Source organism: Altererythrobacter sp. MTPC7, from assembly GCF_042851395.1.
Classification (GTDB): domain Bacteria; phylum Pseudomonadota; class Alphaproteobacteria; order Sphingomonadales; family Sphingomonadaceae; genus CAJXSN01.
The window spans coordinates 162,938-176,532 of sequence record NZ_BTGS01000003.1; the positions used below are offsets into that span (position 1 = coordinate 162,938).

The window sequence follows — 13,595 nt, forward strand, 5'->3', positions numbered from 1 at the left end:
CCTGAGGCGCTTTGGCTAAAACCGGCAATAGTCAGTTCGACAAAAAGCCTATTCTCCAGCGCCCCAAGGCGCGCATTCGCCGTCACTCGCCACCGTCATGCGCCTGAGCGAGGTCCGGGCGAGGCGTTCCACCTCTACCTTGCGCCGTGCGGCGGCCAGCGGTTCGGTCGGGGCGGGCCGCACGATTTCCGCGTCATAGGCGTCGGCGACGATGATGCCGCACGCATCGGGACGAAACGCATCGGTCTCCAGCACGCCGCGATCGAGGTCGGGGGCCAGCGCCCAGTAGAACTTGTCGCAATGCTCCAGGTAATCGGGCCATTTCGCATCGCCCAGCAGGTCCGCCCGGCTGACCTTGATTTCCACGATGATCACGCGGCCTTTCGCATCGATGCCCATCAGGTCGGCGCGGCGGCCCCCCTTCAGCGGCATTTCGGGCAGGCACCAGATGCCGTTGCGGGCAAACATCCGCGATATGCCGCGGCACAGGCCGCCGGCATCGTTGGCAACAGGATTGGCGAGCGGGATTGCGGATGCGCTGCCGGCGCTGTCCGATTCGGTCTGGCTGGAGGGGGTCGCGGTCATGCAGCCTGTCTGGAACAGACCATGAACTTCGTCAAGCGGCTGGTGCGAGGTCCGGCGTGCCTCCTCGGCGCGGCGCCCTTTGTTATCCCGCTGCGCGGCGGGGCCCATTGCCGCCCGTATCGGGAATCAGGGCCAGCAGCGCCGCGCGGGCATGGTGAAATTCGCGCCACAGGGCGAGGGCGGGCGCCGTTGCGTCCTGTCCCCGCGCACGCACCGCGAGCAGCGCAGTAAGACCGGGGCGCATCATCGCGCCCAGATCGGCGATACCCTGCTCCGCCAGTTCCAGCCGCGCCCCGCCGGCATCGCGGATGATGGCGGGAAAGTTGCGGATCTCCGGGCTCGTCCGCTCGGGCGCGAGATTGGCCATCGCCGCGACGGCCGCCGCTGCATCCTGCAATGCGGCCCATTCGACGCTCATGGCAGGATTGCCTTTTCGCCGGGCGGCCGGCGTACTCGCGGAAGGATTGGTATGCGCGTTCATCCCGCCTGCCTTAGCCGGGCGGCCATTGCCAAATCGCTAATGCGCGCCCGTCTCGCGGCCGACCGTCATTATCGCTGGCAAGCGAGCCCCCCCTTTGCTATCGGCCCGCCCCGCACGATTGCAAAACCGCAAGCCTGCACAGGCGATGCACCCGTAGCTCAGCTGGATAGAGCGCTGCCCTCCGAAGGCAGGTGTCAAGCCCTAAAGAATGACGATTTTTGAAGGGAATGGATTAGATTTCAATAGCTTACCGAAACGCGCTACAACGGCTTCACACAGCCGTTGTTTCCGCGTAAGCATCGCGTAAGCACAGGCACCCGTAGCTCAGCTGGATAGAGTGTCGCCCTCCGAAGGCGGATGTCAAGTCTGGCGATGGTTGCTGGTGTTGGAAGAAAGAAGTGACTAAACAACGGTTTGAGTGGATGTCGGGTTCGCTCTTCAGACCGATTAAAATCTCGCGTAAGCATGGCGTAAGCATCTCGCGAACGGTATGCACCCGTAGCTCAGCTGGATAGAGCGCTGCCCTCCGAAGGCAGAGGCCAGAGGTTCGAATCCTCTCGGGTGCGCCAATTTCTATATACAAAACAATATTTTACTTGATCAGGTGATTCTCAAATTCGCGCTTGCGCACTGCTTACTTGGACGCATCACTTCCGTTCATTGCTGCAGAGACTGTAGGTTAGGCGGGTCATCCTCCCGCTTGTTTTAGGCTTTGTCTGAGAAAACAGGTGGGTACCGCGAGCGATCAAGCTGAGGACAGAGAACTCACGACGTCACTTCGGAGAACGCGTACATTTTCCACGAGCCGTCGATCTTCGTAAATGCGTAGAAACCATGAACACGCTCAATGACCGAGCCATCGACGCGCCGCCGCACGGCGGAAGCGACCGCATGGGCGTGATGATCGTTGATTGCTGGGATATCGAAATGCCAGTCCGTCGAGTGATCCCATCCTTTGGCGGCTTTGAGTTTCGCCGGATCAATCGGATAGCTGTCCATCATTTCGACAACACCGTCTTTAAGATAAGCGATGGGATAGCGAACGATCTCGTCGATTAACTTTACGTCATTGGCTTTGAAACCCTCGACGTACTTTTCATATATCCTGCGAAGTTCGTCTTTAAGAACGTCCTGGCGGTTCATCGTGCAGTCGCCTCATGAAATGGATGGATACAGTCTCGTTGCTCTAGGAATCGACACATGGGCGATCAGATGTCGGCATATATCTCCAGGATGTTGTTGTCTGGATCCCGGAAGAACAGTGTTCTATGGCCCCATGGCTGGTCTGTGGGTTCGCCGATGATCTTCACTTTGGCTGCCTGCAATTCCTCCGCGCAGGCATCGACCATCTTGGGCGCGACCCGAAACGCTAGCTGAACGGAACCAACACCAGGTGCAGGCACCGTCTCGGGAAAGAGGCCACCCGCTGGTTCGCTCGTCAGAACAAGGATATTGCTGCCAACCTTGAACTCGACCCATCCATCTCCTGCAGCCTGGCGAAACTCAAGCTGCATGATTTCTTCGTAGAATTTTCGCATCGCGGTCATGTCGCGGGTATAGATAATGGTGTAATCCAAAGCGCGGATTTGGTTGAGTGCGGATACGGTCTTACTCTGGGAAAATGCTTTCGTCGGATTAGCCAAGATTGCCGAACCAACAGCGGCCATTGCGATGCTCTGACGGCGGGTTAATGGAGTCATAGATCATCCTCTGTGTCTTCTTGGGTCTGTGATACCCGTCGCGTCCTGAGAGGCCCCCAAGTTTCGACTGGCCTATGAACCCTTTGCGGTGATGCGGGCTTGATGCGCGATACCAGACCGACTCCATGGCGTTGATCAAGCTCGTTCTTTCAGCATTTTCCCAACCGTAACGATCGCATCGATTGCAGGAACGAGTTGCTGACCTAGATCGGTTAGGCTGTATTCCACCGTGGGTGGAGAGGTCGCCACGACCGTTCGGTCGACAACCCCCTTTGATTCAAGCTCTTTCAGGCGTGCGCTCAGAACTTTGGCTGATACCGGCGTAATGTCTTCTTTTAGCTCGGAAAATCGGCGCGCGCCTCCGCTGAGGTACCAGATGATGTTGGGGGTCCACGCACCTCCAATAAGCCTCATACACTCGTTCAAAGGGCAGTCGGGATCGTGGGCCGGAGACCTATTTTTTCGTCGCTTCAAAACTGTCAAAGCACGTCCTTTCCGTGGTTACCATCTGGAAACTTCAAAATAAGAGTAACCTGAGGAAAGCTAATTACAAGATGTAACGTTGGACCTATCTAGTCTGCATCTGGTGCGTAACTCGGATGGAGGCAAACTCATGCAAAGCACGCAAACCCTGGATCTGCTGAAGATCAAACATCCTATAATTCAAGGCCCTTTTGGTGGCGGGCTTTCGACCGTGGAGCTGGTTTCCACCGTTTCTAACCTCGGCGGCTTGGGGTCATTTGGTGTGCATTATCTGGAAGCCGAAGGCATTCTGGGTGTCGCTTCTGAAATCCGGGAGAAGACCAGCAACCCTTTCGCGCTGAACCTTTGGGTGTCTGATCACGATCCAGAGGCACGGGATTACTCCACTGATGCCTACGATCGGGCTTGGCGCCTATTTGAACCGCTTTATCGTGAGCTCAACCTTCCCAAACCAGAGCAACCGCCGCGGTTCCACCCCAGCTTTGAGGAGCAGGTGGAGGCAATCCTTGAAGCACAACCGGATGTGTTCAGCTTCGTCTTTGGAATACCGCCAGCCCGCGTGTTGGCAGATTGCAAGGCCCGGGGCATCACAACAGTGGGGGCCGCAACAACATTAGCCGAGGCGCAAGCGCTCGAAGCTGCAAATGTCGATGTGATCCTCGCCACAGGGTTCGAAGCGGGCGGGCACAGGCCGTCCTTTCTGGACCGGGCCGAGGACAGCTTGATGGGCACCATGCCGCTTACCCGTGTTATCTCAGAGATGTGTTCAAAACCGGTCATTGCGGCGGGTGGGATTGTGGATGCCGGGGGCATCGAGGCGGCGTTGTCCCTCGGTGCGGGGGCCGCGCAATTGGGCACGGCGTTCCTGGCCTGCGCGGAATCCGGCACGGTGGATCAACATCGGGCGGCACTGTATTCGGATCGCTCTGCCAGTTCAGAACTGACACGTGCCTATACCGGGCGACTTGCCAGGGGCATGTCCAACCGTCTGATCAAAGACATGCAGGCCGTGGCAGCTCAGCTCCCGCCGTTTCCAGTCCAGGCATGGTTCGTGGCGCCGCTGCGCGCAGCAAGCATCGCTGCAGGGGGTGATGAGTTCCTCTCGCTCTATGCAAATCAGGCCGCACCGCTTCTGAAGCACAGGAAGACCGCCGATCTGATGGCCGACCTGATCGTCGGCATCGCGTGAGGCCGTTCCCAGCTCAGTTCAACCCCTCTGAAATCATGGAGCCTAAAATGAAACTCTACTATTCCCCCGGTGCGTGTTCATTGTCCCCGCACATCATCCTGCGCGAGGTGGGCGCGAAATTTGAACTCGATCTCGTCGATCTTCAGACCAAGAAAACTCAATCCGGCGACGATTACCTCGGTATCTGCTTAAAAGGCTATGTTCCAGCGCTGGCGTTGGATACCGGCGATGTCATTACCGAAGGTGTGGCTATCATTCAGTACATTGCAGACGGCGTTCCAGAAGCCGATTTGGTCCCTCCGTCCGGAAGCATTGAACGGGCCAAGCTGCAAGGCGTTCTGAATTTCATTAGTGCCGAGCTTCACAAGTCCTTTTCACCTTTGTTCTCAGCGACAGCCTCCGAAGAACAAATCCAGGCGGCTCCTGCCAAGGTGGGCAAATGTTTCGACTATATCGAAGCGCGGTTTTCAGATAGCCGCACACACATCATGGGAGATACATATACGATTGCGGACGCCTATTTGTTCGTTGTGGCGCGGTGGGCGGGTTTTAAGGATATCAGCTTGGATGCCTGGCCTAAGTTACAGGCCTATCTGCAACGGATCGGAGATCGACCGGCCGTGAAGGCCGCAATTGAGGCCGAGACGTCCGGCTAGCGTAAAGCGGAGGCGGCTCAGCGTATGAGGCCTGGTGCGCGTTCGATCATGTGTTGATGGAATACGCTGATGTGTTTGCGCTGAGCCGCCGCACCCTTCTGGAGAATTCACTTGTCGGTGGGGTCGGAGCCGATCAATTTAGAAGAGAGCGGTAATCGCGGGAGAGAGTCAGCGGTTGCCTTGGAAGGGACCGTCAGCCGCACAAACCACTGGCTCCGCGGACTTAACGCTGTACTGCGTTTGCAACGGTTTACTGATTGCAACACTGCGTCAGTGTTCTGAGAGAGCTGACTAACTGTGAAGCACGTCTTCGTCGAGCGTTTGCGATTTGGCTTCGCGCCAGTCGCTGACCCGGACGGTGATTTTTCCAAATGGGCCGTGTTTGAGATGTGCGAATGCGTCTTGCACATCTTCAAAAGCGTATTCCTTATCGACTACCGGATGGATGTCATTGCGCTGAACAAAGCTGATCAATCGCTCAAGCGCGCGTCGATGTCCGACCGAGACTCCTTGCAGTCTTATTCTGCGCAGCATGAACGGAATCGCACTGATCTGCGCATCCATCCCGCCGAGGAAGCCGACAAGCGATATCTGGCCCTGTGGCGCAGCTGCTGTCAAAGATCGGGCAAGGTTATCGCCGCCGATCAATTCCAGAATGTGATCGACACCGGCACCGTCGGTCAGTTCGATAACTTCTTCGGGCCAGTTTGGGTGGGTACTCGTATTTATACCAGCCCAAGCACCGAGCTTGAGCGTCTGGGTGAGTTTGTTCTCACTTCGCGAAGTAACGATTACGCGTGCGCCGATCGCTTGCGCAATCTGCAATCCGGCAAGTGCAACGCCCCCTGTGCCCTGGACGAGAACGGTTTGACCCTCTCGGACATTGCCGGTTTCGGCGAAAGCGAACCATGCCGTCAGTGCTGCTACAGGGAGTGTGGAGGCCTCCGCATCCGTCAAATCACTTGGTACTTTGACAGCTGCCGCTTCCGGAATGACGATGTATTCAGCAAGCCCACCAGGCAGAGGTCCGCCCAAAGACAAACCATGGGTGAGCATCGACCGCGGCGGTTGACCGTCAATCCATTCGGTCCAGAAGTTACCAATCACCCGGTCTCCAGGCTCGACGCTTGAGACGTTGTGCCCAACGTCAACGACCGCACCACAAAAGTCCGAGACAGGAATGAATGGCATGTTAGGCCGTTCCGGCAAAAGTGCCCCATCGACCACCAATTTGTCGCGATAATTCAGCGAGACTGTTCGTACACGTATCAGAACTTCCGTCGCAGATGGAATCGGTCTGTGTGTTTCAACCATTTCGAGGTTGCTTAGGCCGAATTCCCTGAGCGCCCACGCCCTCATCGTTTTCTGTTTCATGAAATCTGCACCTCACGATTGCAGGTGATCTGTTGTCGATCACGTGACATCTGGGCACAGCCTATTGTATATTTCATATAGTTAGTTGGGAATTCTTATCCTATCATTTGCGAAAAAGGATCGTGAATTTAAGCGTCTCCTCCCGTCTATCAGCGTCGAAGGCATTTCTGCGTTCGTCTACACGGTAGAGATGGGCAGTTTCACTGCAGCATCACAGGCCTTGGGCCTTTCAAAGTCTGCGGCAGCAAAGAGCGTGGCTCGGCTTGAAGAACGCCTGGGTGTACAGCTTTTGCTGCGCACGACGCGTTCGATCACGCTTACGGATGAGGGCAAAGTCTTTTTTCTGAAGAGCAAGGAGATTCTTGAAAACATTGAAGCTGCAGAGACGTCGATGAGTTTGCGGCGCAGGGAAGTGACGGGCGTTTTGAGAGTAAGCTTGCCCGTTTCTTTCGGGCGACTATGGGCTGCTCCAGCGCTTTTGGAGCTTACGACTCAATATCCGAGTTTGGTTCTCAACTTGTCTTTCACGGATCGTTTTGTCGATCTGGTTGAGGAAGGCTTCGACCTTTCTGTGCGGATCGGCGCGTCAGATGACAGCGCCACTATTCTCACCAGAATGCTGGCGGAGCAGACGTCGATCCTGTGTGCAGCGCCAGCCTACATCGCGCGTCACGGGACACCCGACAAGCTGGAGGATCTCGCTTCGCACCGATGTATCTTCTTTGAGCATGGTGGGCGCCTTCTCCCTTGGCATCTCGTTACTGAGGACGGTGACATGGTCGAGCAGTCATACGCTGGATGTTTGACAGTCAATCACGGTGAGGCTCTTCTGGATGCCGCCTTGGCAGGGCATGGCATTGCGCGGCTATCTACTTGGCTTGCCGGTGAACACTTGCGATCAGGCGCTCTTGTTCCAGTGTTGTCTTTTTCGGACATGGTAGACCGGAGCATCAACCTATTGTGGCCGCGACGACGTGACCATGCACCCAAAATCCGGGTCGCGATTGATGCACTGGTCGCGCGTTTCGCATCACCCGTTCCTTGGGGTAGATGACCGCGCCCCAAGGCTGGTTGAACGTCAAGCAGCGGCTGCACCGCGCACGAGGCTTGGCGCGCGTTCGATCAGGTGCTGATGGAACGCGCTGATGTGTTTGGGATAGGTCGCTGCACGGTTCCAAAGTGCGTCAATGCGGATCAAGGCTGGATGCTGTGGCGCCAGCATGACCCGACAAGTCTTATCCCGAAACTCCCTCGAAATGCGGGAGCCCGGCAGAATGGTGGACCCGATGCCCAAATCGGCCCATTCCTGCATGACGTGATAGCTCATCGTGTGCCCGGAATACTCCTTCAACTGAAGATCCGCGCTGGAGAAAAGGGATCGCGTTGCATTGGCCAGACCGCATCCGTCATAGGATAGAATGAACGTGTCATCTGCGATCTGTGAAAGTAGGACGGCACCCTCATCAACCTGGGTCATGGCAGACGACCGGGCTGGAAGATATCGCAGCTCTTCTGTGTAAATCTCGGTGCTGAAAGTGCTGCGCGCCGTGGGCTCATGCGGCAGAAACGGGCAGAGCATCACATCAATCTGCCCCTTTTCCAGACGGGCATCCAGATCATCCAGAAAGCACTCCTTAAAGAAGACATCGACATCGGGAAATTCTGTTCGATATGGAGCAATTACCTGTGTCAGGAGGCGCATGTCGATCAGCGGTGACAATCCAATACGAAGCAATTGATGTTGTGGATCGAAGAAGGCTTTTGCCCGGGCCTGCAACTCTCCTTGCGACTGAAGCACTGCATCGATCAGCGGTAAGACGTCTTTGCCAAAGGCGGTCAGGTTCACTTTGCGGGTTGTGCGATCGAACAGGGCTCCGCCGAGTTCTTCTTCTAACTGCGCAATCCCATTGGAAAGGGTTGGCTGGGTGACATGGCATCGTTCAGCCGCCTTGGTGAACGAAGCTTCGGCCGCAGTCGCTGAGGCATATCGGAGCTGGTTGAGGTTCATTTATAGCCACCAACTATTGGTCATATTCTGAGATGCAATTTCTCTATCAATAGCCTGACCGCTACAGTCCATGCAACCCTAGTCTAAATTTGAGGTCTGCCATGAAACTCTATGACTGCACTGGTGCAGTGAACCCACGTCGCATCAGAATTTTCCTTGCTGAGAAGGGGATCGATATCGACTGCGCTCAGGTCGATGTCTTCAAGGGCGAGCAGTACAGTGAGGGCTTCACCAAGCTCAATCCGCTCAAAGCCGTACCCTGCCTCGAGCTCGACGACGGCGCGGTCATCTCTGAGGCTGTTGCGATTGCCCGTTACTTCGAGGCTACGCAGCCTGAGCCGTCTTTGCTTGGCAAAACACCGAAGGACCAGGCTTTGGTCGCGATGTGGCAACGGCGGGTCGAAGAAGGCCTGGTCGGGGCGGCCACGACCTTTTTCCATCACGCCACTGACGGTTTGGGCGAGGCGGATCGCTATCGCAATAAAGAATGGGGCGAGGCGAACAAACCGCGCGTTGAAGAGACCATGCGCTGGTTAGACCAAGAGCTGGAGGGACGGGACTTCGTCGCTGGCGACACGTTCAGCTTTGCCGACATTACGGCGCTCTGCGGTGTCGATTTTGCGGGTCTGTTTGGCATTTCGATCCCGGCTGACTGCACGCATCTCGCGGCGTGGCACGCGCGCGTCTCTGAACGTCCGACCGCCAAGGCCTGAAACTGATCAAGGAGAAATAACATGAACGATTCACAACAAAAGAAATCTGCGATCATTGCCGGTATGGCGCCGGGCTTTGGAGCAGCGATTGCAAAGACGCTGATCGCGGATGGCTACAACGTGTACGGCCTATCCCGGAAAAGCAGCCTTGAGGGAGAAGACCTCGGCGCGTCTTACACCCACCTGCCTTACGACTTGAGCGATCAGGCGCGTGTCGAAAAGGCGATTGAGCTGATTGACGGGCAGGATGGCCCTGCAACGGTGCTGATCTACAACGCGATGCAGCTCATCCCGAAACCCTTTCTGGAACTGACACCAGAGGAGTTCCAGGCGTCTTGGGTGTCGACCTGCTTCGGTGCAATGATCACGGCGCGGGCCGTGCTGCCCGGCATGGTTTCTGCAGGTAGCGGCACAGTGATCTTCACCGGCGCAACAGCGGCTCTCAAAGGCAATCCGCGCTTTGCAGCCTTCGCATCAGCGAAGTTCGCGCTGCGTGGCCTGGCACAGTCCCTTGCCCGCGAATTTGGCCCGCAAGGGATCCACGTCGTGCATTCCGTGCTCGATGGCATCATCTGGGGACCCCAAGCCCAGGAACGCTTCAACATCAAGGAAGAAGATTGTCTCGACGCTGACGCGATCGCGACGGCCTATCTGCAGCTGATCAATCAATCCCCCAAAGCCTGGACACATGAATTCGACATGCGCCCTGCGACTGAGAAATTCTGAGGACTTCATCATGACGTACAGTGTACCAGAGAGTGTAAACACTGATCTTTCTCAACCGGCCATCGTTCATTCTGCTGAACAAGAGTGGTCGCCTTCTCCGACAGCCGGGGTTGACCGCCGCTTTCTGGAACGCGACGGGGCCGAAGTTGCCCGGGCAAGCTCGGTGGTCCGCTATGCGCCGGGAAGTGCGTTTCCGGAACACACCCATGACATGGGCGAAGAATATCTGGTGCTTGAAGGAGTGTTTTCTGATGGTGACGGGGATTTCCGCACCGGGTGTTACGTGCGCAACCCTCCGGGCAGCAAGCACGCGCCCTTCACGAAGGATGGATGCACGATTTTTGTGAAGCTGCGCCAGTTCCAAGAAGATGATCGCCAGACCGTCCACAAGCATATTGACGACCTCGCATATGAGCCAACCGGAACGGACGGTCTGACCCGCGCGCAGCTCCATCAGGATGTGTCCGAGACGGTCGTTTCAGAGAGGCTTGCGCCAGGAACCAATTGGGCTGACCGCGGCGATTTTTCCGGCGAAGAGATTTTCGTCATCGAAGGGGAGCTGCTTTACGGCGACACCCTATGCGGCGCGGGCACATGGCTGCGGTTCCCGGCTGGGGCAGAATTGCCCATCCAATCCCCGTCAGGCTGTCGCATCTGGGCCAAACGGGGCCACTTGGGGCATCTCACCTGATCGGCCGGAAAACGCGCCGCCCTGAAATCGGGTTGCTAGAGCGACCCGCATTTCAGGCTGATCTCGTCATCGAAAGGAAACAATAATGACTGAAATCCACTGGATGGCTGCAACTGGCCTCATGACTGCCCTGTTTTGGATGGTCTATGTCTTGAACCGCTTTGCCGTAATCGGGATACCAGCATCGCTGGGAAATCCGAACCCTGAGCATAAGCCCTTGTCGGACTGGGCGCAGCGCGCGACGGCGGCCCATCAAAACGCGATGGAAAACTTTCCGATCTTCGCGGCTCTGGTGTTGGGAGTCGTCGCCCTGAATTTGTCCTCTAGCCTCACGATCACACTCAGCATGCTCTACTTCTTCGCCCGTCTGGCGCACTTTGTCGTCTACACGCTGGGTATTCCGGTCGCTCGGACATTGACCTTCGTCCTTGGGTGGATAGTCCAAGTGGTTCTGGCCATGGTCATCCTCGGGGTCGTTTGATCGTGGCAGCGAAACTCAGAGCGCGCGCCACTCGCTCCGGTGACGTGGCGCATCTCCTAGCTAGAGTCGTCGCGTCCTGTCGCCCTCCCCAGTCGTGCAGCAACGGGGTGGAGTTAGTATTTGTTGCGGGATTGCATCGTGTCTCGACGCCTTAAATTAGGTGCAGGGGAACCGAGTTCTGGCATACCTCTTTGTATATCTGACTTGCAGTGTTTTCTGTCTGTCTGCGAGGCAGGTAGCATTCGTAAAGCGGCAGAGGCTATTGGCGTTGGCCAACCGTCTTTGAGCAGACGCATTCAGAAATTGGAGGAAATGCTTGGGTTGTCGCTCTTTGAAAGGCGTACGACAGGAGTGCGCCTGACGCCTTTTGGATGGCGTTTTATGTCACAATCCCGGATGCTTGTTGCCGGGGTTCAGGACGCTCTAGAATCCGCCTCTATGGCTGGGACTGCTATGACTGGAAAACTGGACGTTGGCATTACAGCCTGCCTTTCCGGCGGACCCGTGCGAAACCTGTTTTCGGCTTTTATCGAAGCCCATTGCGATGTCGCCATTCAGGTGATTGGAGCGTCCAGCAACGAACTCTCCACTCTATTGAACCAACGCCTCGTGGACGCAATCATCACTTCACGTGCGCCAAAGCCAAGTGTCGAAGACAGTGTTTTACTTTCGCGCGAGCGGATGCTTCTTGCGGTCTCGACGGACCACGAATGGTCTGAACGTCATCAAATACTCTGGGAAGAGTTGAATGAGGCTTCTGATGTTCTTTGGGTGACGGAGCCATTTACGGCTTTCGATACACACAGGCTAGGGCACGTTGCGGCTTTCGCAAAATCAGAACTCGTTCACCGAAATCGGCTGAGTCGCGAAGAGATCATGGGTTTGGTCGGTCTGGGGTTGGGCATCACATTTGTCTACGAGCACTGTAGAGGGATTACCTACCCTAATGTCACCTATGTTCCCATTGGGGGTGATGGTGAGCCAACTCCTTTTTCTCTGACATGGCTTCCAGAAAACGATAACCCGGCACTTCGACGATTCATCAGTCTGGCGAAGATCGAAGCAAAGACGAACGGTTCTCTTTCTTGAGCTTAGCGAACCCGCGATCGGTCTTCATGAAACGCTCCAGCATGGGCGCGATGAGCTTGGCCGGTTCGAGTTTGCGCCCGTTCTCAGCCGCAAGAATCTCCGCATAAGCTGTCAGATCCCGATGCACCTGCGCTGGTAGCTCGATCGTCAGCTTGACGGGCTTGTCGTCGCGAATGTCGCCTAGCTTCAACTTGCTCATCGGGCATCTCCTTGCGGTTCGAGGATTAGATCGCGCGTCACCATCACGCGTACCGGAAATCCTGGCCGGATCGTAAGTGTCGGCGGAATCTGAAGCTGGCGCTGGACGATGGCCTCGCCGGCGCGTCCGATCGTGTCCTGCGTGCCGTCTCTGATTGCCTTGGCGATCTCGTCGCCGCCATCTTCGCCGGTCTCAAGCCCAATATTGAGGATGGTCGCCAGACCCGCCGCGCGGAATAGTTGGCCCCAGTGATTGTCGACACCGTCTTCGAGCCCGGCGTATCCGGCCTGATCCGTGCCGGGCTGGCGTTCGAGGACGATGGAGCGACCGTCGGGTAGGATCAATCGGGTCCAGGCGAGCAGCAGACGACGCTGACCGGTTTCCACGCGGCTGTCATATTCGCCCAGCAGGCGCGCGCCTTGTGGGATCAGCAGGAATTGCCCGGTGGGACTGTCATAGACGTTCGCTGTGACCTGCGCGGTGATCTGCCCCGGAAGGTCGGAGCGCAGGCCTGTCAGCAGCGCTGCCTCGATGACCGATCCCGCTTGCAGGACGTAGGGGCTCGGCGGGGATTGTAGCCGATTTGCGGCGGTGGTTCGTCTATCGACCTCACGATCTAGGAAGGCTTCCTGTCGCTCCGTCGTGTCCGGCCTCCGTGCCTGATCGGCAGAAGCCGGGAAGAGACCTTGTAGCCCGGTGGCCGCGGCCGCAACGGGGGCTGCCTGTGGCCTTTCAGCCCCGGTGCCGCTCGATCTCGCGTCGGCAAAGAGCGTCGCGAGCCGCGCGGCTTCGGCCTCTTGCAAGCGCAGTTGTTCTTCCGGATCGACGGCAGGACCGGTCGCAGGAACGACGGGCACGGGCTCACCGCGCCGCTGCGCAGACAGAACCGGACGCCCGAGCTCACCCGGTAGCGGTGGGCCAAGCCGTGGGATCGACGCGTAGTCGCGCGGCAGCCCCAAAAGGCCCTCGGCCTCCTGGACTCGTTCGGTCGAGAACAGTTCGGAAGGTCCATCGCCTGGATCGGAGCCTTGCAAGGCTCCGATCAGGATCGCGCCGATGCCGAGCCCACCGGCGACGACCAGAACCGTGATCGCCTTGCGCGAGAGCCGCATGACACGCGGCGGATCGGGCCGTAGGCGGAGTTCCTTCGCGATGTCCTGTTCGGTGCGTGGCGGCTCTTCGGCGCGGTCGTCTTGTTGCTGATCTTCAGTTCCGGTCAT

17 protein-coding genes and 1 tRNA gene are annotated in these 13,595 nt (G+C 57.2%); 9 read left to right on the top strand and 9 right to left on the bottom strand.

The annotated features are described in order from the left end of the window. Positions 1–48: 48 nt before the first annotated feature. Positions 49–585, bottom strand: coding sequence for an MmcB family DNA repair protein (locus tag ACGHJ7_RS04035; RefSeq protein ID WP_390474731.1), 537 nt, complete (start codon positions 583–585; stop codon positions 49–51). Positions 586–667: 82 nt separating this feature from the next. Further along, entirely contained in the window at positions 668–1,003 is a 336-nt protein-coding gene (locus ACGHJ7_RS04040; protein ID WP_390474733.1) for a hypothetical protein, read from the bottom strand. 555 nt (positions 1,004–1,558) lie between these two features. Here ACGHJ7_RS04040 and ACGHJ7_RS04045 point away from each other — a divergent pair. Then, positions 1,559–1,635 (top strand) — tRNA-Arg (locus ACGHJ7_RS04045). 196 nt (positions 1,636–1,831) lie between these two features. Here ACGHJ7_RS04045 and ACGHJ7_RS04050 read toward each other — a convergent pair. The 3 genes from ACGHJ7_RS04050 to ACGHJ7_RS04060 form a co-directional block, all read right to left on the bottom strand. Beyond that, positions 1,832–2,209 carry a hypothetical protein gene (locus ACGHJ7_RS04050; protein WP_025828126.1) on the bottom strand — a complete coding sequence of 126 codons (378 nt, stop codon included), beginning with the start codon at positions 2,207–2,209 and terminating at the stop codon, positions 1,832–1,834. A gap of 65 nt (positions 2,210–2,274) precedes the next feature. After that, positions 2,275–2,766 carry a VOC family protein gene (locus ACGHJ7_RS04055; protein ID WP_236761831.1) on the bottom strand — a complete coding sequence of 164 codons (492 nt, stop codon included), beginning with the start codon at positions 2,764–2,766 and terminating at the stop codon, positions 2,275–2,277. A 135-nt stretch (positions 2,767–2,901) separates the two neighbouring features. Next, on the bottom strand, positions 2,902–3,180 hold the full coding sequence (locus tag ACGHJ7_RS04060) for a helix-turn-helix domain-containing protein (protein WP_025828124.1): 279 nt from the start codon (positions 3,178–3,180) through the stop codon (positions 2,902–2,904). Between the two features lie 199 nt (positions 3,181–3,379). On the opposite strand from ACGHJ7_RS04060, the gene ACGHJ7_RS04065 reads away from it, so the two are divergent. Both ACGHJ7_RS04065 and gstA read left to right on the top strand, forming a co-directional pair. After that, on the top strand, positions 3,380–4,438 hold the full coding sequence (locus ACGHJ7_RS04065; protein WP_025828123.1) for a nitronate monooxygenase family protein: 1,059 nt from the start codon (positions 3,380–3,382) through the stop codon (positions 4,436–4,438). Positions 4,439–4,485: 47 nt separating this feature from the next. Beyond that, on the top strand, positions 4,486–5,094 hold the full coding sequence (gstA, locus tag ACGHJ7_RS04070) for a glutathione transferase GstA (RefSeq protein ID WP_017516422.1): 609 nt from the start codon (positions 4,486–4,488) through the stop codon (positions 5,092–5,094). A 291-nt stretch (positions 5,095–5,385) separates the two neighbouring features. Here the strand turns inward: gstA and ACGHJ7_RS04075 are convergent, their stop codons facing one another. Beyond that, on the bottom strand, positions 5,386–6,468 hold the full coding sequence (locus ACGHJ7_RS04075; protein ID WP_052261069.1) for an NAD(P)-dependent alcohol dehydrogenase: 1,083 nt from the start codon (positions 6,466–6,468) through the stop codon (positions 5,386–5,388). An 85-nt stretch (positions 6,469–6,553) separates the two neighbouring features. Here ACGHJ7_RS04075 and ACGHJ7_RS04080 point away from each other — a divergent pair, with 85 nt between their 5' ends. Beyond that, on the top strand, positions 6,554–7,522 hold the full coding sequence (locus ACGHJ7_RS04080; protein WP_390474737.1) for a LysR family transcriptional regulator: 969 nt from the start codon (positions 6,554–6,556) through the stop codon (positions 7,520–7,522). A 24-nt stretch (positions 7,523–7,546) separates the two neighbouring features. Here the strand turns inward: ACGHJ7_RS04080 and ACGHJ7_RS04085 are convergent, their stop codons facing one another. Continuing rightward, a complete protein-coding gene (locus tag ACGHJ7_RS04085) occupies positions 7,547–8,476 on the bottom strand; it encodes a LysR family transcriptional regulator (protein WP_017516419.1) in 930 nt (309 codons plus the stop codon). A gap of 101 nt (positions 8,477–8,577) precedes the next feature. Here ACGHJ7_RS04085 and ACGHJ7_RS04090 point away from each other — a divergent pair, with 101 nt between their 5' ends. The 5 genes from ACGHJ7_RS04090 to ACGHJ7_RS04110 all read left to right on the top strand — a co-directional run bounded on the left by ACGHJ7_RS04090 (position 8,578) and on the right by ACGHJ7_RS04110 (position 12,176). Beyond that, the gene (locus tag ACGHJ7_RS04090) at positions 8,578–9,189 is read left to right on the top strand and encodes a glutathione S-transferase family protein (protein ID WP_017516418.1); all 612 of its coding nucleotides are present in this window, start codon (positions 8,578–8,580) and stop codon (positions 9,187–9,189) included. Between the two features lie 21 nt (positions 9,190–9,210). Beyond that, on the top strand, positions 9,211–9,915 hold the full coding sequence (locus ACGHJ7_RS04095) for an SDR family NAD(P)-dependent oxidoreductase (RefSeq protein WP_017516417.1): 705 nt from the start codon (positions 9,211–9,213) through the stop codon (positions 9,913–9,915). Positions 9,916–9,925: 10 nt separating this feature from the next. Continuing rightward, a complete protein-coding gene (locus ACGHJ7_RS04100; protein ID WP_081596628.1) occupies positions 9,926–10,606 on the top strand; it encodes a cupin domain-containing protein in 681 nt (226 codons plus the stop codon). Between the two features lie 85 nt (positions 10,607–10,691). Beyond that, positions 10,692–11,087, top strand: coding sequence for an MAPEG family protein (locus ACGHJ7_RS04105; protein ID WP_017516415.1), 396 nt, complete (start codon positions 10,692–10,694; stop codon positions 11,085–11,087). 138 nt (positions 11,088–11,225) lie between these two features. Then, positions 11,226–12,176 (top strand): LysR family transcriptional regulator, encoded by a 951-nt coding sequence (locus tag ACGHJ7_RS04110; protein WP_161795745.1) that lies wholly within the window; start codon positions 11,226–11,228, stop codon positions 12,174–12,176. Here the strand turns inward: ACGHJ7_RS04110 and ACGHJ7_RS04115 are convergent. Together ACGHJ7_RS04115 and ACGHJ7_RS04120 are read right to left on the bottom strand one after the other, a co-directional pair. Beyond that, positions 12,130–12,375: a DUF2274 domain-containing protein gene (locus tag ACGHJ7_RS04115; RefSeq protein ID WP_017516414.1), complete on the bottom strand. Its 246-nt coding sequence runs from the start codon at positions 12,373–12,375 to the stop codon at positions 12,130–12,132. The genes ACGHJ7_RS04110 and ACGHJ7_RS04115 overlap by 47 nt on opposite strands. Continuing rightward, positions 12,372–13,595, bottom strand: a complete 1,224-nt coding sequence (locus tag ACGHJ7_RS04120; protein ID WP_017516413.1) for a TrbI/VirB10 family protein — start codon at positions 13,593–13,595, stop codon at positions 12,372–12,374. Before ACGHJ7_RS04120 ends, ACGHJ7_RS04115 begins: the two co-directional genes overlap by 4 nt.